This window comes from Pedobacter terrae (assembly GCF_900100705.1).
Taxonomy (GTDB): domain Bacteria; phylum Bacteroidota; class Bacteroidia; order Sphingobacteriales; family Sphingobacteriaceae; genus Pedobacter; species Pedobacter terrae.
In genome coordinates, this window is sequence record NZ_FNCH01000002.1 from 93,090 (window position 1) to 115,078 (window position 21,989).

The 21,989-nt window shown below is 39.1% G+C and carries 21 protein-coding genes; 7 read left to right on the plus strand and 14 right to left on the minus strand.

From position 1 onward, the window contains the following. Positions 1-78 precede the first annotated feature (78 nt). From BLR60_RS03560 to BLR60_RS03570, 3 genes are all read right to left on the minus strand, one after another. Positions 79-1,143: a hypothetical protein gene (locus tag BLR60_RS03560; protein WP_143009019.1), complete on the minus strand. Its 1,065-nt coding sequence runs from the start codon at positions 1,141-1,143 to the stop codon at positions 79-81. A 119-nt stretch (positions 1,144-1,262) separates the two neighbouring features. Next, positions 1,263-1,688 (minus strand): glycoside hydrolase family protein, encoded by a 426-nt coding sequence (locus BLR60_RS03565; protein ID WP_090496884.1) that lies wholly within the window; start codon positions 1,686-1,688, stop codon positions 1,263-1,265. 251 nt (positions 1,689-1,939) lie between these two features. Beyond that, the gene (locus BLR60_RS03570) at positions 1,940-3,574 is read right to left on the minus strand and encodes an alpha-L-fucosidase (RefSeq protein ID WP_090496886.1); all 1,635 of its coding nucleotides are present in this window, start codon (positions 3,572-3,574) and stop codon (positions 1,940-1,942) included. 434 nt (positions 3,575-4,008) lie between these two features. On the opposite strand from BLR60_RS03570, the gene BLR60_RS03575 reads away from it, so the two are divergent. Beyond that, on the plus strand, positions 4,009-4,440 hold the full coding sequence (locus tag BLR60_RS03575; protein WP_090497375.1) for a RidA family protein: 432 nt from the start codon (positions 4,009-4,011) through the stop codon (positions 4,438-4,440). A 113-nt stretch (positions 4,441-4,553) separates the two neighbouring features. Here BLR60_RS03575 and BLR60_RS03580 read toward each other — a convergent pair whose 3' ends face one another. Next, a complete protein-coding gene (locus BLR60_RS03580) occupies positions 4,554-4,985 on the minus strand; it encodes a hypothetical protein (RefSeq protein WP_143009020.1) in 432 nt (143 codons plus the stop codon). A gap of 125 nt (positions 4,986-5,110) precedes the next feature. Beyond that, on the minus strand, positions 5,111-7,144 hold the full coding sequence (locus BLR60_RS03585) for an NPCBM/NEW2 domain-containing protein (RefSeq protein WP_090496891.1): 2,034 nt from the start codon (positions 7,142-7,144) through the stop codon (positions 5,111-5,113). A gap of 299 nt (positions 7,145-7,443) precedes the next feature. Between BLR60_RS03585 and BLR60_RS03590 the strand changes: the two genes are divergently transcribed. Then, positions 7,444-8,523, plus strand: coding sequence for an AI-2E family transporter (locus tag BLR60_RS03590; RefSeq protein WP_090496894.1), 1,080 nt, complete (start codon positions 7,444-7,446; stop codon positions 8,521-8,523). Between the two features lie 198 nt (positions 8,524-8,721). Here the strand turns inward: BLR60_RS03590 and BLR60_RS03595 are convergent, their stop codons facing one another. The 9 genes from BLR60_RS03595 to BLR60_RS03635 form a co-directional block, all read right to left on the minus strand. Further along, the gene (locus BLR60_RS03595) at positions 8,722-11,070 is read right to left on the minus strand and encodes a S9 family peptidase (protein WP_090496896.1); all 2,349 of its coding nucleotides are present in this window, start codon (positions 11,068-11,070) and stop codon (positions 8,722-8,724) included. A 216-nt stretch (positions 11,071-11,286) separates the two neighbouring features. Continuing rightward, a complete protein-coding gene (locus tag BLR60_RS03600; protein WP_090496898.1) occupies positions 11,287-12,057 on the minus strand; it encodes a hypothetical protein in 771 nt (256 codons plus the stop codon). Positions 12,058-12,059: 2 nt separating this feature from the next. Next, on the minus strand, positions 12,060-12,599 hold the full coding sequence (locus BLR60_RS03605) for a hypothetical protein (RefSeq protein WP_090496900.1): 540 nt from the start codon (positions 12,597-12,599) through the stop codon (positions 12,060-12,062). A gap of 65 nt (positions 12,600-12,664) precedes the next feature. Then, the gene (locus BLR60_RS03610; protein ID WP_090496902.1) at positions 12,665-13,609 is read right to left on the minus strand and encodes an XAC2610-related protein; all 945 of its coding nucleotides are present in this window, start codon (positions 13,607-13,609) and stop codon (positions 12,665-12,667) included. A 269-nt stretch (positions 13,610-13,878) separates the two neighbouring features. Next, on the minus strand, positions 13,879-14,673 hold the full coding sequence (locus tag BLR60_RS03615) for a sterol desaturase family protein (RefSeq protein WP_090496903.1): 795 nt from the start codon (positions 14,671-14,673) through the stop codon (positions 13,879-13,881). 94 nt (positions 14,674-14,767) lie between these two features. Beyond that, positions 14,768-15,361, minus strand: a complete 594-nt coding sequence (locus BLR60_RS03620) for a Crp/Fnr family transcriptional regulator (RefSeq protein WP_143009021.1) — start codon at positions 15,359-15,361, stop codon at positions 14,768-14,770. 182 nt (positions 15,362-15,543) lie between these two features. After that, positions 15,544-16,449 carry a class A beta-lactamase, subclass A2 gene (gene bla, locus BLR60_RS03625; protein WP_090496907.1) on the minus strand — a complete coding sequence of 302 codons (906 nt, stop codon included), beginning with the start codon at positions 16,447-16,449 and terminating at the stop codon, positions 15,544-15,546. 29 nt (positions 16,450-16,478) lie between these two features. After that, positions 16,479-16,979, minus strand: coding sequence for a Cif family virulence factor (locus BLR60_RS03630; RefSeq protein WP_143009022.1), 501 nt, complete (start codon positions 16,977-16,979; stop codon positions 16,479-16,481). 20 nt (positions 16,980-16,999) lie between these two features. Then, positions 17,000-18,142 carry an acyltransferase family protein gene (locus tag BLR60_RS03635; protein WP_244155583.1) on the minus strand — a complete coding sequence of 381 codons (1,143 nt, stop codon included), beginning with the start codon at positions 18,140-18,142 and terminating at the stop codon, positions 17,000-17,002. Between the two features lie 118 nt (positions 18,143-18,260). Here BLR60_RS03635 and BLR60_RS03640 point away from each other — a divergent pair, with 118 nt between their 5' ends. The 5 genes from BLR60_RS03640 (at position 18,261) to BLR60_RS03655 (ending at position 21,952) form a co-directional block, all read left to right on the plus strand. Then, positions 18,261-19,346 (plus strand): sensor histidine kinase, encoded by a 1,086-nt coding sequence (locus BLR60_RS03640; protein WP_090497381.1) that lies wholly within the window; start codon positions 18,261-18,263, stop codon positions 19,344-19,346. Further along, a complete protein-coding gene (locus BLR60_RS25045; protein ID WP_208600562.1) occupies positions 19,343-19,675 on the plus strand; it encodes a LytR/AlgR family response regulator transcription factor in 333 nt (110 codons plus the stop codon). Before BLR60_RS03640 ends, BLR60_RS25045 begins: the two co-directional genes overlap by 4 nt. An 80-nt stretch (positions 19,676-19,755) precedes the next feature. Continuing rightward, on the plus strand, positions 19,756-20,043 hold the full coding sequence (locus tag BLR60_RS25050) for a LytR/AlgR family response regulator transcription factor (RefSeq protein ID WP_208600563.1): 288 nt from the start codon (positions 19,756-19,758) through the stop codon (positions 20,041-20,043). A gap of 231 nt (positions 20,044-20,274) precedes the next feature. Then, on the plus strand, positions 20,275-20,832 hold the full coding sequence (locus tag BLR60_RS03650) for an RNA polymerase sigma-70 factor (RefSeq protein WP_090496911.1): 558 nt from the start codon (positions 20,275-20,277) through the stop codon (positions 20,830-20,832). 94 nt (positions 20,833-20,926) lie between these two features. Beyond that, positions 20,927-21,952 carry a FecR family protein gene (locus tag BLR60_RS03655; protein WP_090496912.1) on the plus strand — a complete coding sequence of 342 codons (1,026 nt, stop codon included), beginning with the start codon at positions 20,927-20,929 and terminating at the stop codon, positions 21,950-21,952. Positions 21,953-21,989: the final 37 nt, after the last annotated feature.

The window sequence follows — 21,989 nt, forward strand, 5'->3', positions numbered from 1 at the left end:
TAAGCAGAGTACACAAAACAATAGACATTCAATTATATGCGTATTACTGCTTCTGATCAGAAGCAGTAGAAGTAATAACTACTTTCTAACTACAACAATTTTTCGGATCAATGCTGCTGCCGATCCATCGGTAAGCGGTACTGCAGTCGCATTTTTCCAGTATTGAGCCACACCATTTCTTTCATTACTCCCATCTCTGTAACCGCTTACAAAAACATCAGCACCTGAAACGGCAATAGATAAACCAAAGGCACTGTCGGGGCCATTGGATAAAATTACAGGTGATCCGTTTTTCCAATATTTGGCCATAATTGCACTATTTCCATCGGTAGTGCCCGATCCGGCCACATACACATCACTCCCATTTACGGAAATTGAATAGCCCCTCACATCTGGAGTACCATCATTAATGAGAACCGGACCGCCCAGGTTTTTACTATATTTCGTTTGCGACTGCCCAGCGCTATTGTAGGTTTCAGACCAGAGGAAATATAAATCGTTACCTGATACTGCTATAGACTGGTTGTCGGCAGCTGTAGCACGGTCTGAAAGGTTAAAAAGCTGCCCGTTTTTCCAATAAACCGTAATTGGCGTAAGCCACTCCAGACTTCTCCACTCACCGATTACATAAACATCATTCCCTATTATAGCTATTCCAGTGGCAATAGCCTGCTGCGTACCATCTGTTAACACGACAGGTATTCCGTTTTTCCAATACTTCGCCTGATAAGTTGTTTTACCTGCCGCCATTTCCTGTCCGGCAATGTAAACATCATTTCCCTGTACAAATATGTCATTTGCAAAAGCATCCTGGCTACCATCAGTTAGGGAGGTTGAGATACCGTTTTTCCAATATTTGGCCACATATTTCCCTGAGGGACTAACTTCATAACCTGCAATATGAACATCATTTCCGGCTATCGCCATAGCATTTGCATCAGAAGATACTCCGGTTTTACCAAGATTAACAGCTTTCCCGTTTTTCCAATATTTGGCTACATAACCTTCCCTCCCAGCTGCATAGATGTCGAACGGCGCTTGTTCGGCCGGCGTAGGTTCATCTATAGGCCTCTTCTTGCAGGCCGGCAATACTATACTGAACGTGATTAGAAACAATAAGGTTATTCGTAATTGTTGTATCATATTTTGGTTTTGTTTTGAAGTTCAACAAAAACAGGTGCATATAGTTTCGGTGTTATATGTTATTTTTAGAGAAGCTCAGTTCAACTGCTTACTGTAGGTGGCTAATAGGTTGTGCTAAATTATCCTATGGGTTGGCGTCTCACCGACCGAAATGAGTGAATCAGGTAAAGACCATTGATCTTTTTTGGACTGGAAGTTCCACTCCCATGCGGCTGGAGTCCCCAGATCTTTTTAGCGCTTGCCATCATCAAAACCCGAGTTGTTACGCACCTCACTAAAAAGATGATAATAATAGCATTAATTTTGTATAGCTTATGGGCTTCACTCCCATGCGATTGATAAATGACCTCTGAATCTTTAATCAGCGACTTGCCATCGGCCGTCATTTTAAAAAGATGAATTTTATAGCCATCAGCAAAGTGTGTTCCGATAAGATAGCCCTGGCCATCTTCATCCCAGAAAGGACAGCAATCATCCCAAGCCTTTTCTGCTAATACCCGGTGTAAAGGTGCCCATGGTTCTTCAGGCTTAGCTGCAAAACTCATAAAATAACCTTCATCCGGATCGCCAAAATAAACCAGAAATGTTAGTATATAAACATAGCGTTAAAGAAAGCAGTGTAATCACATGCTTTCGTATCACTTCATTAACCACTATACCACGAGTTAAATATTCATTCATGCGCCAATACGGTGCACGAATGATGTATTTTAACAATTTAATGAGTAAGAATGTGATCAGGCTCCCTTCATTGCAGAATGGAGGGAGTCCAAATCAACTCAGGAAGTAACCTTATTTATACGATAGCCCCATGAATTTTAAATACATAGGCAATGGAGCCTGGTGCCTGTTCAGGAAGCTTAATTTTTAATCCCGCTCCGGTTTGTTCAAATTCGATTGATCCGGAATAACCTAACAAACTTACCTTTTGTATTTTATTGACTTTGTTTGATGTTAAGCTTTGTATAAGTGCTATTCTATCCGAAGGCCAGCCGAGCATAGCTGCATATAAATCTTTGCCTTTAGTGGTGAATCGAAAATCCTTCCCACCAAATGTCGTACTGCCTTCATTAAATCCTTGTGCACTGAGCGGCTTAGCTGATGCAATGGCAGGACCTTCGCCGAAAGAAGTCCATGGGCGACTACTATAGATACATTCACTGTTTTGTTGCATCCAATCGGTTATCCCTTCCACTACCGCCCGTTCTTTTTCATCAATGGTGCCGTTGCCTCTTACCGGAATGTTTAACATCAGGTTACCGTTTTTGCTTACCACATCCAGCAGCATATGAATAACTGTTTTAGCATTTTTATAACCGTTATTGTCGTAGACAGGGCGATCATAATGCCAGGAACCGATGCAGGTATCCGTTTGAAAAGGTTCTTTTTCTATTCCATTAGTTTGGCCCCTTTCAATATCCCAAACCATACACTTACGTTGTTGTTCGTTTAATATTTTACCGAACAATACCGCTTCCAGTTTACCATGTTTTTTAATGCTCTGGTTATACATATGTGCAGCAATGCGTAGTCCTACATCGCTGATTGGATATAATGGCAATATGGTATCATCAAAATAAACCACATCCGCCCCATATTTATCTAATAGTTCGATGGTGCGTTTATAAAATTTTTCGCAATAAGCTTTTGAGGGCATAGATGCGCCGTTTGCCCAGCCCCACTGGCTATGGATCATACCATTATCCTCGCTGTTTTTACTTAAAGGATGTCTTTGTGCATAAAGTTCCTGCGGATCTTCTCCATCCCACCATTTCCCTGTTCCATCGGATTTAGTTACGTTTCCATCATAAGGAATGCCGGCCATAGGCCCATGTTTATCTGCACGTTGTGCAGTTTCCATCCAACTCCAGGCATGGGCAGCATGAACACTAACTCCAAAGCGGAGGTCATTGTTTTTAGCCGCTTTGGCCCAACCGCCAATGATATCCTTTTTCGGGCCTATCCGGGTTGAGTTCCATTTCTGGTGGGTACTGTTAAACATATCAAAATTATCATGGTGGTTGGCCATGGCCATGAAATATTTGGCACCCGCTTTTTTATATAATCCAACCAGTTCTTCCGGATCCCATTGATCGGCCTTCCACTCATTAATCACGTCTTTAAAACCAAATTTAGATGGATGACCATATTTTTCTAAATGATATTTATATTGATGACCACCCTCCATATACATTTCGCGGGCGTACCAATCACCAAATTCTGGCTGGCATTGTGGCCCCCAATGTGCCCACATGCCAAATTTGGCATCGCGAAACCACTCAGGCGTTTTATATTGAGACAGTGAATCCCAGGTAGGCTTAAACGGACCAGCTGCATAAGGTGCATTAAGGAGTTGACCAGCATAACTTTTAGATAGGTATAGCGATGATAAACTCAAAGCCATGCTTTTAATTAAGGTTCTTCTTTTCATATTGTGTTGGTTTTTGCATAGCCCTATTCGGCAAGAATAAAATCCTGTTAATTGGCTTGATCTATTTGGTTAAAACTAAGGAATCGTCAGATACCTGTATGTCAACCAAAATTAGTTGAGTTTCTACCAAAAAATTTAGATAAATAAGACTTTTTTTTGTACAAATCCGACATTTTAACTTTTAACTTCTTCTGCAATTCAGACTTTAAAAAAGCCAGTTGGGTTATTCTCTAATTATTCAACTAGCGCGTACTCAAAACTCATGATCAATTTTAACGACGTGTATAATATTAAATCATCGTTTATTTGCTTTAATCAGCATTCAATAAACTTTTAAAAGATGATTTTAAGTCGTATTTTTTATCTTTAAAAAGTTGATATAGCTCATGCGTACAACTAAAAAATCAACAGAAACATTACAAATAAAATTAATCATGAAATACCTTCTTTTTATTTTCCTTTTATTTGCTGTTAATCAACTTTTTGCACAAGACTCAAAAATTAAAAAGGAAAAATGGCACTGGAATCATTCGAAACAGGATACAGTAGCTGGTTATGCACAGGTTTTGAAAGTAGATAATATCCTTTACATTTCAGGAGCTGTAACAACCGAACTTAGCCCGGAAGGAATAAATGCTGTTTATAAAAACTTAGCCGCATCGTTAGCTAGTTATGGTGCTACATTTGAAAATGTGGTGAAAGAAAATTTGTTTACAACCGATATGGAAACCATGAAAAAGTACAATTACGCGAAAAAAAAATTTTATGCCGGTGATTTTCCGGCAGCTACATGGATACAGGTTGAACGGCTATATATGCCGGATGCAAAATTGGAAGTAGAATTAATTGCCCACTTACCAAAATAGTAAGCACAAATAATTTTCTGCTTTCAATATTTAGAAAGGCAGTAAGAATTACTGTTCATTTTAAAGCGACTATCACATGGTAATCGCTTTAAAATAAAATATGATTAAACATTTTACTCAACATTGCCTTTATAGGCCACCTTACCTTTAATATACAGGATCGATTTTTTCGCATCATAACGGTAAGTTTCATTCCCATAGTTCAGATCTCCAGTTTTATTTAAAAGTACGGAGTGGTGATCATCGTTTGGCAGAAACAACTCTACCTTCGCCTGGTCATCACTCATCAGCAAAAAAGCACTAACAACCTCCCTGCCTTTATCAATGGCTACCGGATTCAATCGAAATCCCTCATTGAAAATTTGAATGCATTCCTTTTTCAACTGGCTCCAGGTATATCCAGCCGAGCCGATACATCCGTGTTCATCCTTATCGGCCCCAACCGTTACCGGCTCATGCTTAGCATGCTGTTTTGATTTTTCAGCTGGTTGTCCACAGGCAGAAAATAACATCAGTCCAACAGCTACCATTACTAATCTATTCATATCAATCATTTAAGTTTTATGACATAAACAATAAATATGCCAGCTAAACCTCAATATAACGGCATGCGATGAGGAAATTACTGTTTTTCTGATCAGCATCTGATATTTTGGGCTTTATATTCTACTTATTTTATGGTTGAGAATTTATACAATAATACCCCGTGAGCGGGCACTTTTACTTTTAATTTGGAATTTTTAGCATCTACCGTGGCCACTTGTTTTTGTCTCCAAAGATCTCTTACGGTAAAACGTCCCTTTAATCCCAACTTTCGAAAATCTGCATAATTCATATCTAAAGGCTCGGTCCCGAAATTGCAGAAACCGATGGCTTTTCCTCCATCTTCAAGTGCTTTCACATAGATCTTTAAATCGCCAATGGTTTGCAAGCAAACGGCCTGTTTCCCGAGTGGGTCCTGATTAATGTCAATCACCTCATCATTAGTAAGCAGGTTTAAGGTAAAATCATCCATTTTTTCCATGTCGCAACCTATCAATAAGGGTGCGGCAAACATACTCCATAAGCTAATGTGTAAATATTGCTCATCTGGTTTTAGCTTACTAGGATGAGGATTTCCCCATCCAACCTGTCCTACTACCAGCATGTCGGGATCGTTCCAGTTGCCTGGTTTGGCGTAAGGTGCAGCCTTATCTTGTGCCAGGGCAATACTTTTAACGCTAGCCCAGGTATCGGTAATATCATTGGTGGTTCTCCAGGCGCTTCCATGTACCGAATCACCCCATTTCCAAACGTCAGACATGCCGTACTGGCATAAACTGAAAACAATATCACGTGGCTGGGCACGCAAATAATCGCCCATCATTTGAAATGGTTTAATAGCGGTATTTAATTTTTCGCCACCTTTGTAAGATAGCGATGAAACTTTATCAGGATCATTATCCGGCAAACCATCAATTACGTTACCATAGCTGCACCAATCATACTTTAAGTAATCAAATCCCCATTTGGCATAGCTTTCGGCATCATTTTTTTCATAACCATAACTACCTGCACTGCCTCCACAAGTCCATGGCCCCGGGCTAGAATATAAACCGATTTTCAAGCCCAGTTTATGTACATCATCAGCAAGACCTTTCATGTCTGGAAATCTTTTGTTGGCAATGATATTTCCTGCATCATCGCGAAATTTGCCCTGTAAGTCTGGATCTTTTGAATCGCGGTGGTTTTCCCAAAAGTCATCGATATTGATGTAAGTCCAACCGTGATTAATTAAGCCACTCTTCACCATGGCATTAGCAGCACGTTTTATTTTTTCTGCAGAAACCTCATGCGCAAAGCAGTTCCAACTGTTCCAACCCATTGGAGGCGTTAGCGCAATGCGATCGCCACATACCACTTTGAATTTTCTCTCGGCCTTACCTCTGGCATTTTTCGCTTTTAAAGTCACCAGATAAGTTCCCTTTTGGTTAATCACGCCAGTGATCATCCCCGTGTTAACATTCATTTTTAATCCTTTAGGCAGATTCAGCGCAGTAAAAGTTAGCGGTCTTTCGCCTGTTGCGGTAACCCTGTGCTGAAACGGAGATCCTGGTCTGACGCCAAAAACTTTTGCACCTGTAAATTTTGGAAAAGCAGCTGGTTTTGGCGTTAATATATAAGGCGTAGAAGAAATTGGATTATAGGTTTTAAAGGTACTTACGCCTAATGCTTCAAACTTAGCATTGGCCCAGTTTACATGATCATAGTAATCACCATTACCGCCATCTGTAACGGTAAGTTCTAATCTCTTTATCCCATCCAGATTAACCTGGCAGGATTTAGCTTCGTCTCCCAATTGCATTACACCACTGCTCCACAGTCGTTTACCGTCACCAATAACCACAAATTCGGCTGCTGGTTGTTGTCCTTTCACTTCATCATCGATACCCACCATTGCAGAAAAAGATTTTGCTTTTCCATCCAAAATAACAGTTAACAAACTCGTTGCATGACTGCCGAAACCCCTTTCGAAGGTTTTACCGGCTATCGTCATCGTTTTACCATCAACTGTCTTGTTTTTCCTGGGTGTTCCATATCCCTGGGTAGCGCTGCTTAAATCTAACTCATCCAACCAAACCGTTTTCGTAGAAGATTGCGCGATTGCAAAAAAACTTAACATGACCAAGCTTATGCTCAGCATCAAATATTTTATTGATTTCATTATGATTTTGGAATACGTTTATTGATTTGTTTAATAAATATTTGGTTTAAGGAATTGCTGAAATATAGCTGATAAAAACTAAATACCTCACAACAAATTTAGGTGAGCAAGGAATAACAATAGGCTACACTTGTATGGTTACCTTACAATAATGTTAAATCTACCCTATAATATAGGAATTGATGGGCATAACAGACAGTGTACCGCATTTACTTGGTGAAAAAACATTTCAATTGACAGGTATAATACTTTATTACTACATTGAAACATTTCGGGAATAAAAGGGGTTAGTTTAATACATGAATATTAAATCAAATAACGGGATTTTCAGGACGGTTACCTCCATTATCCTTTATACCGCCGGACTTATTATTTTACTCTGGTTTCTATTAAAAATCCTGAGCATAGTGCTTCTGGGTATCTTTGCCATCGTTTTAGGACTAATCATTAACGCGCCTGTAAGTCGCCTTGAAAAAAAAGGGATGAAGCGCTGGCTGGCCTGCCTGATGGTATTTTTTATTATTTTTGGGATTACGGCAATGCTTGGCTGGATGGTGGTTCCACACATGAGTAACCAGCTGGATGTACTGATCGGAAACCTGCCAAAGTACTATTCCAGCGTATCAGGTTACCTGGATTCATTGCTGCGAAAATTTCCTGAATTGAGGAAGGAAATGAGCGAAGGAGGTTCGTCTATTTCGTCTGCAATTCCTTCTATAGGCAATACGGTTATGGGGATTGGAAACTTTTCATTTTCAATCCTGGGTGGTATTTTCGTGTTCATTGTGTTTATTTGTATGGTTGTATTTTTTGTTGGAAACCCAAAACCCATTATCGAGCTTTACCTGACCGTATTTCCTCTAAAACAAAGAGAAAAGGCCGAAAATGCCATGAAACATACTTCGGTTATGCTGGTTGGCTGGATGAAATCCAATCTTATTGGTGGCGCTATAGAGGCCATACTGGTATATGGTTTTCTTACCCTGATGAATGTTCCTGGTGCATTGGTGTGGGCAGCACTGGCCTTCTTTTCCGAACTGATTCCAAAAATAGGATTTTATATTATGGCTATCCCCCCTACTTTGGTCGCGCTTTCCGTGAGCCCTGCAACAGCACTTTGGTGCCTGGTATTCTTTTTATTGCTGAATGAACTGATTTCTGATTTTTTGATGCCAAAACTTCGGTCGTCTACCATGAATATCCACCCGATGTCATCACTGTTTCTTTTGTTGGCGATGGGAACGGCATTTGGATTGACGGGTGCGCTGCTTTCAACACCGCTTGCGGCAATTATCAAAGCCTATTATGAGGAATTTTATTTGCGGCAGTTTCCGGAAGATCCCAAATTGGAACAAAGGACTAATGAAATTATTTATTGATAATTTGAGTTTAGCAGATACAACATTAAATACCGTGATTTTAGGGAATGCCATTTAAGCAAGAGAACTTAGCCAAATAGTGCTGTCGCTCATCTGCCTTTAATAAAAAAATGTGCCGTATAAACCTTCGGTTAGATTTAACGGCACATTTTTTTCGTAGATTGATTAAACTGTTTAGTTAGATATTTTACCTAAAAATTATTTAACCATATTCACATCAAATCCTTTCCAGTTTTTTAAATGATCCACGAAATAATTACTGATCAAACTGCTATAATAATCGCCGCTTACTTCATGAGCGATACCTGGCAGGATCATTAAATCAAATCTTTTGTTGTTTTTAATCAGGGCGTTGGCTAAGCGTATGGTGTTTGCAGGATGTACATTATTATCCATATCGCCAGTTACCAGTAAAAGTCGCCCTTTTAAATTTTTCGCCAATTCTATGTTAGTTGGTGCACTACTTACAAAAGACGCATGCAACCTGCCTAGTGAGTCTACCGTAGTGGGTTTAGTTTGCTCAACACCCTGATAGGTTTCTGTCCAGAACTTTCCGTAAATATTATTATCATGATTACCTGATGATGACACCCCAACTTTGAAAAAATCAGGATAGGTTAACATTGCCGCGGCGGTCATAAATCCTCCCCCGGAATGCCCGTAAATACCCACCCGGTCTAAGTCCATATAGGAATAACTTGCAGCCAATTGTTCTACTACATACTTACAATCCGCCAATGCATAATCACGTAAATTGCCGTGTCCAAAAGTATAGAAATCTCGGCCCCGAAGCGGCGATGATCCCCGATAACCAAATTGCAGCACAATAAAACCCAGATCGGCAAGTTTTTCATTGTTACTCCGCGCAATATCAAAGCCCAGTGGTATACCATCAACCTGAGGTCCCGGATACACATTACAAATCACCGGATATTTTTGATGAGGATCAAAATCAGCCGGTGTATAGATGATTCCATATAAATCTGTGACATGATCGGCCGCCTCAACTTTTTGCAGTATAGGCGCGTTTAAGCCATAGTCTTTTAAAGTACGATGATCCAACATCGGAATGGATGCCCGGACTTTCCCCTTCATATCCCTTATTTCACATTTGGGTAAACTATCAACCGAAGAATATCTGTCGATGATAAATTTTTTATCCAGGGATAGCGTAGTGGCATGATCCCCCTGTCCCGGTGTTAACTCCACAAATCCGGAGCCATCCAGGTTAACTTTATAAAATTTTTTATGATAGGGGTTATTGGCCGATTTGTAGCCAAATCCTTCGAGAATGATGTAGCGCGCGTTGGTATCCAGATGTACAATATTGCCCGCAACGAAATCACCTTTGGTGATGGCGTTCTTCAGCTTACCTTTCTGGTCATACAAATAGTACGCCCCTTTACCTGTGCGTTCAGACCACCATATAACCTCCTTACCTTCGTTAATCACGGTGTAGGTCTGCAGTTGGTCGTTTAGAATCGGTTTTCCAACTTCTGCAATCAGTACGGTAGTTTTGAAGGTATAAGGATCTACCCGACACAGTTGGATCGTATCTACCGTACGGCTCTCTCTTGTGAAATAAATTCCTCCAGATTGTTGGTTTTGATTCATTTTTACTTCCTGATCTGGAAAACGGTCAATATTTACCTGACGCATCTTTGCGCTATCTGCGTTCAATAGCCACAACTCATATTGGGTAACATCTTCGTCGCCAGGCAATTCATATTTATAATCTACGCGAACGGGTGCATAGAGTGCTAAGCTATTGATTAAACTCAGGTCTCTCACTTTGCGTTGATCCGAGCGTAGCGCAAAGCCAATATGTGTATCGCCTAACCATTCGCCTAGCCATGGCCCGCGCTGCCCTCTCTTTTGGTTAGAGACGGTTTTTCGCGCGAACGAATAATTAGGGTTTCCATCGTAGTTCAATTGAACTACTGAATCCTTTCCTAAGGCACCTGATTTTTTCAAGAAAAGATTATGGTTTTCTGCATAAATACCATATGCCCGATCCTTCGTATATAATGTCCAGATATCGTTACGAGGCATTGGATTGATAGGCCGAGATATACTGGTTGTATTACCTGGAATAGGCTCGGTGAAAACGCCTTTTTTTAAATCGTACTGTAATACTGTGCCCTGTACACTGCATAATAAGATGTTAGGGTTAGTTTTCGAAACACCTTGAACACTGAAATCTACCTGGATTGGGTTTACTGACTTTGGAAGGTAGGCAGAGCTAAGTTCCACTAATTCGTTTCCGTCAAACAATCGTATACTTTTGCTATGCTCAGGATCGGCTATGTAAAACGTTTTCAATCCGGAGTGAGCAGTAGTTTGATAAAGTACAAAGTTGCTGTTAAAGATCCATGAAGGGTATGTAAGCGCCGCAGCAATTACCCTACGTACCGAATCTCTTTGTGAGCTGGTCCAAACCTTTCTATCCTTAGAAAATGATGTGGGTTGTTGTTGAGCTTGCGCAATAGAAAAAACCAAAGCTAAAATTGATGCCAGACCCATTCTGCCGGCGGATAATAATTTCATACCTATAAGATTTATTTTAGCTACTGAAATTCATGAGTTAGCATAGCTACCGATAAAAGCGCAAGTATAATAAAATAGTTATGTATTCTTAGCATCAGCTATGCTTTCCCAAACTGTCCAAAATCCCAAAAAAATTTGCTTGTAAAGCACCCTAAATTTCTGGTTGAACAGATTATTTGCATGGCAGACTATCCATTGGAACAAACCTGGCGATTGTTAGTTTACTCTTTTTAAATGGATATATTTCAAATCGCATTCAGCAATTTTCACATACCTGTTCATTGCATTACCGGTGTTTTGAATAATAACCCCACAATCACTTAACAAACCCTGAACAACGGTTGGCAGGCTATCATTTCCAGAAGAACTTTCTTCATCGTCACTTTTCGTCACGTCCCCGCTGTCTTCATCCCATTCAATACCCTCGAAATTGATATAAACCAATTTTTCATCCAAACTTCTACTAAAGGTAACTTTGCCATTTATATTTCTTGCTGAACTTTTAAAATGGTAGTAATACACGCCTTTGCTTTTGAAAATGGTCATGCTCAAAGCACATTTATCTTGTTCGTCTACCTGGTAATTACCCATAAGGTAATTGGGTAACATTGGGATCGTTTTGCCTGTTGGTGTTAATTGTATAGGATATACTTTTTTTGAGGATAAACTTTCCCAGTTACCTTTGAAACTGCCCTGGGTGAACTTACCGGTAATTTTTGCCTTTTTTACGTTTTGATAATCCAGCTCGTAAATAGTAGCCATACCATTAATCACTTCTCCTGCAAGCTTAATTTCTATACCTACGTTTTCATAGTAGTAAAAACCACTAAGCTTCCCGTGGTTATTTCTTAAGCTAAATACGACCTCAGTTTTACTTCCTAATTTACCTGTAAAGTTGCTGTTAAAGTTTTGTAGGGTAGTTGCAGATACGCTATTTACAAAAACAAGAAAACCGAAAAACAGGATAATAAAGAAATGATTTTTCATATTTAATTCCTTTCATCAAATTCCACCCAATCTTTGAGAATATAGATAGATGTAGGTTTAATTTCAGTCTCCTTAATTAAATGTGCTTCTACAAAAGCGCCAGCTTGCTTAACATATTTAATTTTGGTATCGTGCATGGCACCAGAGTAATAATATGCACCAAATGGACATTTGTAAGGGTTATTTTCAACGTCTGAAGTGAAAACCGAGAATAAAATCATCTTTCTGGAGTTGGTATCTGGTTTTTGATAACCAAAAATTCGATAATCCGCCCTAATATTTTCATAAACCGTCAATGAGCTATCCCTAAGGCTGATCATTGCCTTTTGAAAAAATGCCTCACTCATTTGTGTGTCTTTGTCATTTCTTATGGTATCTTTTTTTACTGTTTTTTTAACAGGAGTGCTATCAGGCTTAACCACAGCTACGCCATCCGTTTCGGTTTTTATGGTATCTGTTTCTTTATTCGCCATTTCCGTACTTGGCGTATTCCGGCAACCCAAAAATGTGGTTACCGCTAATGCCGCTATGATTTTTTTCATTCTTTTTAAGCTATTATTTTACCCATGTATCCATCCGGCTCTATATTTTGCCTAATGCGCCATATTTATCCCTTTTTCTTATAATCCTTAACTTTCACCGACTTCCCATTCACAATCTTGTATTCTTCATAATGAATATATGGGTCGTTTTCATAAACACGTTCTGCCTTTTCTAAGCATAACTTTCCGTTTTGCCAACGATAATACATCGTTGCTTCATTTCCACTACCATCAGCGTCATATTTATAAATTAGCTTTTTTGCTGGATCAAAAAACACAACGCCTAAATCATTTAAATTTTTGTTTTTTATAAAGCCTTTACGCTTTACATCATATACGAAATATACATAGCCATAATCGTTTTTTACCCTGTTGGGATAATAAATAGGTACTTTTATATCCAGATAACCGTCGAAATTTACATCTTCTAATTCCACGTCATCTTTAACTAAATCATGTACATCAAAATCATGAATGATCCACCTGGAACTTTTATTTACATTAATTTTTAAGAAGAGCAAAGTGAAATAATCTGCTGTATTTTCGGGCATGTTATCATCGGGTTTATTCTTCGACATGATAAAATCGAAGCCTAACGGATTAAAAGCCTGCAAATGTTCGCGACACTGCAATTTCACGCCCAGCGTATTTTTTGCATTCCGTATTGTTTTGTCCCAACTGCCCGATAACGACGTTTGCGCTGTATAAGCCATTCTGAAATAACCCGTGGTTTCAATTTTTTTTGATTTAGCGTTATATGCAGTTTCTTTGAGCAGCATTTGGCCATTTCTTAAAGTTCCCTCTAAATAGAGTTTGCGATCGTAACCACTTTTGATATAGTAATACTCACCAGAAATACTGTCGTTATAGTTGCTTAAACTCAGTTTCATTTCTATTGGGAATTTTCCAATGTTACCCGTAAAGTTTAAATTGGCAGTTACCTTTGCTTTCTGTGCATAGGCCTGACCAAAAATCGCTGAAAGTAATATTAAAAGTATTGTTTTTACCATTATCTTCTTGTTGTTATTATTGTACCTCTATTTATTTAGAACGCTGCTGTTATTGTGCTTCACAAATAAAAGTATAAAAATAATATGATATCAGATATCAGCTCTGGAAAGACAATTTAGCATAATTGTAACCAATTGACCGGGGCACATCGTGAATCTACAAATCTGCCATGAATTATATTTCAATAAAAAAGCTTCCCATTTTCATGAGAAGCTTTATAGTCCCCCGCTGGCACTTTTAAACATTAACTGTAAGCATAAAGCGAATTTCAGGACCTAATTGTACCTTCTTGAGGGATTTGGTTAAAGCGCTGCGCTTGTAAGCGGTCGTACTCTTTTACATAATCCGGATGTTCCGTGCCCATCACCCTATCCCAGATTCTGAAATACAAGCCGTAATTCCCCTTAAATTTGCTGTGATGCAGGTTATGATGAACCGAACTATTCAGGATTTCAAATGCCCAGGTTGAACGGAATCCTTTAGGCATAATCTCATAGCCCAGATGCCCATACACATTAATGATGAAGCCGATTACAGTAAATAGTAATATCGTTAAGGGATGCATGGGAAGCAGCATCACGACGGCTACCAATACAAGTCCCTCGGTAATGGCTTCCAGTATATGAAAACTATAGGATGTCCATGGTGAAGGATTGGTGCTCTTATGATGAACCAGATGGGCAAGTTTAAATAATTTTTTGTGGTGTAGTAACCGGTGCATCCAATAAAAATAAGTGTCGTGTATAATCAGGCTCAATATCAGCATCACACCCACATACCATATCGGGAAATCATTAATATCGGTGTAAATTCGGGTATACTGGCGCAGCGGTGTAAAAACCAGGGCAGCTGCGATAATTGAAAACACCAGTGTACTCTGCATAGAGTGCCATACCTCACGGACAAAGTCTTCTTTTGTGGCCAGTTTTTGCTGAATTTTAAATTTAGCCAGCTTATCAGCCATAAGCAGGTAAAACAGCGCAAAAGGAATTCCGGCGAGTATAAAATACCGGATAGCTGAAATACTAAAAATACTGATGGTGGCTTCTATTATCTTTTCCATATCTTTTATTATTGATACTTCAAAAGTATAAGACACATGGATTTTGCGACGTTAACAAAAGATAATTTCAAGTCTTAACAAAGGATAATTTATTTTACTGTTTCCCTTTTGTATACATCCTTTTGCGAATCCGGCTTAACGACACCGGGGTGATGCCGAGCATAGATGCGATGTATTTATCGGGCACACGGTTTACCAGATCGAAACGCTCTGACAGAAGTTCCCGATAACGTTCTTCCGGCGATTGTGTAACAAAGGATTCCAGCATTTTTAAAGATTCTGCCAGCATTTTCATCAAAAAAAAGTTACGGAGTGGTTCATATTCCGGATGGGTTTTCAGAATCTCTTCCAAAACACCATAATCAATCTGCAGCAATTTCACAGGTTCCAATGCACGGTAAATAAACCTTGAAGGCTGGCGATTAATAATGGTATCATGCGAGGCAATAAACTGGCCTTCCCAGCGCAGTAGAAGTGTAGCTTCATCTCCATTTTCCTTAATGGTATATGCCCGGATGACGCCTTTTTCAATAAAAGCCAGCCGACGGCTACTTTCGCCTTCGCGGATGTAGGCTTCATTGGTTTCCAGCGATACCGGAGTGGTCATTGCAAATAACGGTTCCGTATCGGCAGGTAATACACCCGCTAAATCGAACAACAATTTTTGTAAGGTATCAATTGTACTCATGTTAAATAGAAAATGGTGTTGAGCATTTACTAAATTAAAAATATCCGGCAAGCCTGCAAAAAGTATCGCCAACAGCAGGTACCACCGATATCCATTCGCCTAGATCTAAAAAAAATTTGATGCATATTTTGGGGATGTTTAAAGGATGTACGAGGTAATGTCGGCTTAAGTTATACATAGCCTTAAAAGGAGTTGCTACCATTAAAATAATCCCAGGCCGCTTTATTAATGTCGGCAATTATTTTTTCATTTGTTGCTGCATTTTCTGTTGATTCCGTAACGAAGACACTTATAAAATAATGTGCTCCAGCGGGAAGAAATACAACGCCAATATCATTTACTGCAGCGGTGATACCTTGTTTATTTGTACCTGATGAGCCTGTTTTATGCGCTACAATAGTTTTTGTGGGGAGCTGTCCTCTCAATCGGCCTTCCCCTGTTTTGGTTTCCCGCATCACTTTCCAAATAAATTGATAGCTTTTTTTTGAAAGCAGGTTGTTTTTATTCATATAAAATAGCTCCAGAATTTCATTAGCTGCTTTCGGTGTGGTCCAGTTTTTAAACTGCGCATTCCAGTTACTTTGTTGTTCCTCTTCATTTATTTTTATGGATACATCCTGGATGCCAATGCTGTTACAATACTTTTCAACAAATTCCGGCCCTCCAATCATCCTCAGTAAAATGTCGCAGCCTATATTATCACTTTGTGAAACGGTATATGCTAAAATTTCGGATAATGGTAGGTTTACACCGTTTGGATATCGATCGCGGATAGGACTATATAAATCTGGCAATAGATCTTTCTTAGTAATGTTAATTTTTTGACTCATACTGAATTTCCCTTGATCTACCTGAGATAGTATCGCCAACGCAACATGAAATTTGAATACACTTTGTAAGGGAAAATGCTGATCTCCGTTTATGAATAAGGTATCCTTTATACCTGGCCCTTTAATGGCAATTCCAACTTTGGCATGCTTTGAAGCGACAATCTGTTGTATCTTAGCATTAAGAACATGGGTTTGCGCAAAAACCTGATAGCAGGTGATAAATAGCAGAAAAATGCTAAGCTTAAAGGAATTCTTCATTTCTGTATCTTATTAATAATTATTATTTCCTAACGCGAATTTATGGAGAAAAATTTTGCGCTTTCGTAAGAATAAACAATGCTTACGATTTTCCATTTTCCCTCAGCTTTGATGAGGTGCCAGTACTCGCTTCCCCAATTCGTAATGGTATTTTCTTCCCGGAATGAATAATTAAAACTCACACTGGCAATCACATCATCATTGATAATCCTGATCTTCTCAAATTTTTCTTCCTTGCCACCTTTTTCCATGATGTAGTGGAAAAAATTTTGATATGTATCTTTGAAGTAATTTTTGCGGTTCGCCGAATTACCTTCCAGCCGTTTTTGCTGTGATCTGTTTTTAACAACGCCAATCCACACCACAGGGTTTTCATGGAAGAGACCGTTAAAAGTAGCCGAATCTTTTTTAATGATACTTTCTTTGAATTGCGAGACGACACATTGGATTTCCTTTTTCTCTGCAGCAAAATGCTGGGCTATAGCAAAATGAGACATCAGCATAAAAATGCTTAAGCAACGTGTTCTCATAAGTTAAATGTTTTTGTTTATTAGTTCCGATTTAATTTGTTAAGGATTTTATTTTTGATGGTTGCAGATGGTTTTTCTATACAGTAGCGGTAAAACAGGCCTGCCAGGATACAACAGGTAAAACAAATCAGTAGTCCAGGCATATAGGATGCCGGAATTTTAATTTTTTCGAGAAACAACTGTACAAGATGGATGACTCCTTTATGCGACAAATAAAGGGAGTAAGACAGGGCCGCTAATTGAGCAGTGATCATGTTAGATTTTCTACTCATAAAAGAGGTGCCGGAAATGGCTCCTGTCACCAGTATTCCATAACTTACCGCTACCAGCGAAAATCCAAATAGTGAAGCTTGCTGCGAATATGCATCTCTGCAGAACCACAGGGAAAATGTAATAGCTATTATTCCGATAAATACCAATAAGTTTCCATTCCGGTTGATCATCGCTTTGAATGTTGCTGACTGAAACATTGCGCCAATCAGCACCCCAATAGACAGCCCATCTAATCTGGTATGCGTAGGATAATAGATATTCATATACCATTTTTTCCAGAAATCGGGAGTTTCCAGAAATGGGAGAACGGATTCATTCCAGGAAAATACACGCAGCAGAAAAGTAGATATTATGAGCAAAACAATTATGATTTTAAGGTATTTTATTTGCTTTAGCCTGATTAACAATAGCAGCAAAACCGGAAGCGCCAGGTAAAATTGTTCTTCGATGCACAATGACCAGGCATGAGAAAAGGTTCCCTTGTTAATCACATCCAAACCATAATTCTGCGTAAAAGAAAGAAATTTCCACAGGGGTGGCAAAGCTTCCCGTTCTCTAAATGCCGGCAAACAAAAATACAGTAGCAGCGTGAACACATACGGTGGAATGATCCTGAAAAACCGTTTAGTGAAAAAGATTTTCAGCCTGATGGTTCCGTGTGTATGGATTTCCTGGAAGAGCTGATTGGAAATTAAAAAACCACTCAATACAAAAAACAAATCAACTCCGGTCCATCCAATCCACCCAACAGTATCTATCCAGGCTGGATGTTCGAACATCTGGTAATGATATAGGAATACCAGCAAGATCGCAACCGCCCGCAAATGATCTAATCCAACGAATTTTTCTTTCTCCATTCTTTTTTCTGCAATAATATATCTATTTACCATGGATATAAAACGAAGGATGCAGAAGAAGCACTTTTGACTGCAGACAACAAACTTGCTATTCAAATGCCTGTTCCTGCAATTCGTCATCAAAATGGCTACTTCTGAATCCGATCAGCGTATGAAACGCTTTTTAGTAATATCTTTACGCACTGTGGGCACAACATCAAATGGACAGTTAAAACGAGAAATCAGCTATCAAACAGGACTTTGGATTGCTCTATTTGTTTTTAGGGTATTCCGGAATTATGGTGAGCTTGAACAGCCAGATTTCCGGGAAATATTTTATTATGATGTATGTCACTGGATCTTCCAGATTATCGGTGCCAACTGGATTTACTTCTTTCTGATCCGCAGATTTTTCGAAGCCAAAAAGTATTTTCCTCTTATCCTTTATTTTATTGCCGGCATGTATATCTTAGGCGTAATCAACCGTATTTTTATTGTTTATGCGGCCGAACCTTTATTCGCAAATTACCCTCAGGATAGCATTACCAATATCCTAACCGAGGTTAAACATCTTCTGTTTTACTACATCCTACCCATTATTTCAGGGTCTTTTATTTTTGTGTCGATGATGATCATGCTTCGGTATAGAAATGAAAAACAAAACGCCCTGCAGCTTCAGAAAGAGAAATCTGAACTTGAATTGAAAGCGCTGAAAGCGCAGTTGAATCCACATTTCCTGTTTAACACCCTAAATAATATATATTCTTTATCTATCACCGGTTCGAGTGCCGTATCCCAATCCATCAGCCGGCTTTCAGACATTCTGGATTATATTCTTTATCATGGACAAAAAGAAATGGTTTCCGTTACAGCAGAGCTGAAAATCGTTAAAGATTACATTGCCCTTCAAATGCTGCGGTATGATGAACGCCTGAAAATCGAGATAGAAGAAAAAGTGGAATTTCCCGGCTTCATTCCACCATTGCTGTATCTGTCTTTTGTAGAAAATGCTTTTAAGCATGGTGCCGAAAAAACAAGCGGCATCGTTACCATCAGAATTTCAATTGAAACTCATGCAAACGCCGTACATTTTAGGGTAGAAAATCAGTTCTTTGGCAAATGCCAGGAGATGGGAACAGGAATAGGATTGGTAAACACCAGAAAGCAGCTTGATCTGTATTACCCGAATCAATATTCACTGGAAATAAAGCAAGCAAATAACTGGTTTACGATAGAATTAATGACCCCAATAATATGACGATTAAGTGTATTGTGATAGACGATGAGCCTTTGGCCATCAGGCTTCTGGAAAACCATATCGCAAAGATAGCGGAGCTAAAGCTGTTGGCTATAGCAACAAATGCGCTCGAAGCTTACAGAATTTTACAGAAACAAGATGTAGATTTGCTGTTTCTGGACGTTCAGATGCCGGATCTGAACGGTATAGAATTTTTGAGGTCGCTGAATAAAAAGCCGCCTACCATTTTTACCACCGCCCACCGCGAATTTGCCGTCGAGGGTTTTGAACTTGAAGCAGTAGATTACCTGCTGAAACCCATCACTTTCGAACGCTTTTTAAATCTGTAGACAGAATCCTCAGAAATATAAAAAAGGAAAATGAGGATGATTTTGTGATTTTTAAATCAGAGGGATTTAGCCGGAAGCTTTTGCTGAAAGACATCCTTTATTTTGAAAGCATCGGAAACGATATTAAGGTGGCGCTTCAGAACGAATTTATTATGGTGCCTAAAATATCAATTTCCGAACTGGCATCACATCTTCAGCATAAAGGATTTTTAAGGATCCACCGTTCATTTATCATTAATCAGAATCAGGTAGCTGCCATTAGCAATCATGAAGCATTGATCGGTAAAATATCCATTCCGGTAGGCAGAAGCTTCCGGGAGGCATTCGATCACTTTGCCAGGCAATTTTCTGCCAAACGTTTGTTTTAACTTTTTGAAATTAAGTTTCTATTTCTTAGGGAAATGGAAACACATGCTACCTGCACCTGTACAAAGATTCGGCTTGCGCTATCACTTGATAATTGACCGGTTAGAACGCTATTAAAGCGTGATTACGCTAACTAACATCACGCTACTTTTTAACCGGAAATCATCTGGATATTGTTAATATTCTGTTAATATGTGTATCGTTTTTGAATTTTAATTTTGTGGCAATAATTTATGCCCCAAAACACTATTGCCGGACTTAATGCTGATAATCATAAGAGGTTTGATGAAAAAACCTTCGAAGACCTTTATCGCCGCATGTACCCCACTTTAAAAAAATACGCCATTTATCTGGTTAAAGATATAGAAGATGCTCAACTCATCTTAAATGATGTATTTATATCTATCTGGAAAAACGGCACTATCCTTAATAACGAAAAAGCATATCTTTTCCGAGCCGTAAAAAATGCGGCTACAAATTACCATAAGGCACCTAAAACCAATCTTTGGTACATGGATAGCGAAGAAGAATTTTCTGAAATTATAGACGTAAAAGAAACCCCGTCGCAGGCTTTTCAGAACAAAGACCGCAACCGTATACTCTACACGCTTATTGATCTGATGCCCGAACGCCGACGGCTTATTTTTTATATGTACCGAATTGATGGATTTAGTTATAAGGAAATTGCAGTTTTACTGGATATATCGGTACGTACAGTGGAAGACCACCTGGTAAAAGGCTTTCAATTTCTTCAACAAAAAGTATTAGAAAACAGATCCGAATTCAGATAAAAACGCCACTTAATAATTTGTTAACGCAAAGTTAACTTTTTTGGGCCCGTAGTGCTTCTACTATTTCTTGTCTTGTAAGCATAAAAGCATGTGAATGGATCAGGAAACCTGGAAATTAGTACTCGAATATTTGGCTGTAAAGGGAGATTTGAACAGCAGCAAAGCTGAAACTGCATTGTTAGAAAAAAGACTTATGGATTGGGTGGGTGAAGATAGTGATCGTGAAGAGCAATTAGAAGAGGTATTATTACTATGGCAGGACACGGCTCAACTACCGGACGACGGATTGTGGAGAGAAAGTTTTGCCGGCATCAGAAAACAGATCGATCAGGCTCCAGTCAGAAAATTTAAAATATTAAAATGGTGGACAGTGGCAACTGCTGCAGCAATTATCGGGGCACTAATCTTTTTTATTGCCGGAGATCAAAAGTTATTGACTTCTGAGCAAAATCAGGTTGCATGGACAACCAAAACTGCAGCGCCAGGTAAAATCATTAATGTACTACTTCCGGATAGTTCCGAGATCTGGTTAAACTCAGGGAGTAGCATCAGCTTTCCACAAAACCTGAAACATGCCGGCACTAGAAAGGTTAAACTCAATGGAGAAGCTTTTTTTAAAGTAAAAAGAGACCCTGCTCATCCCTTTGTAGTAAAAAGCCAAAATATCCAAACCAGGGTACTGGGCACCAGTTTTAACATCCGGGCATGGAAAAATCACAAGCCAGAAGTAACTGTACTCACCGGAAAGGTTGCCGTTTCGAGAGATTCTGCAGGCACACAATCAGCAGCTGTCCACCTTCTTCCAAATCAAAAAGTAACTTACAATACGAAATTGGCACTCCTGGTACGCGAAAATGTAGAAGATGCGAAAACATCAACTGACTGGCGGATTGGAAAATTGTATTTCAATAAAACGCCGATGGAAGATGTATTCCAGACCATATCACGGAAATATGCCCTTAAAGTAGTTTCAGACAGATCATTTGACAACTGTGAACTAACGGCAAAATTTGATAATGTAAGCATAAAAGAAGTGTTGCGCACACTGGAGCTTACATTCGATATCCATTATACCATAAACAAACAGATTATTTATATAAAAGGAGGTAGATGTAATTAAACAACCAGTAAAAGATAGCTGCAGCATGTTGGCGCAT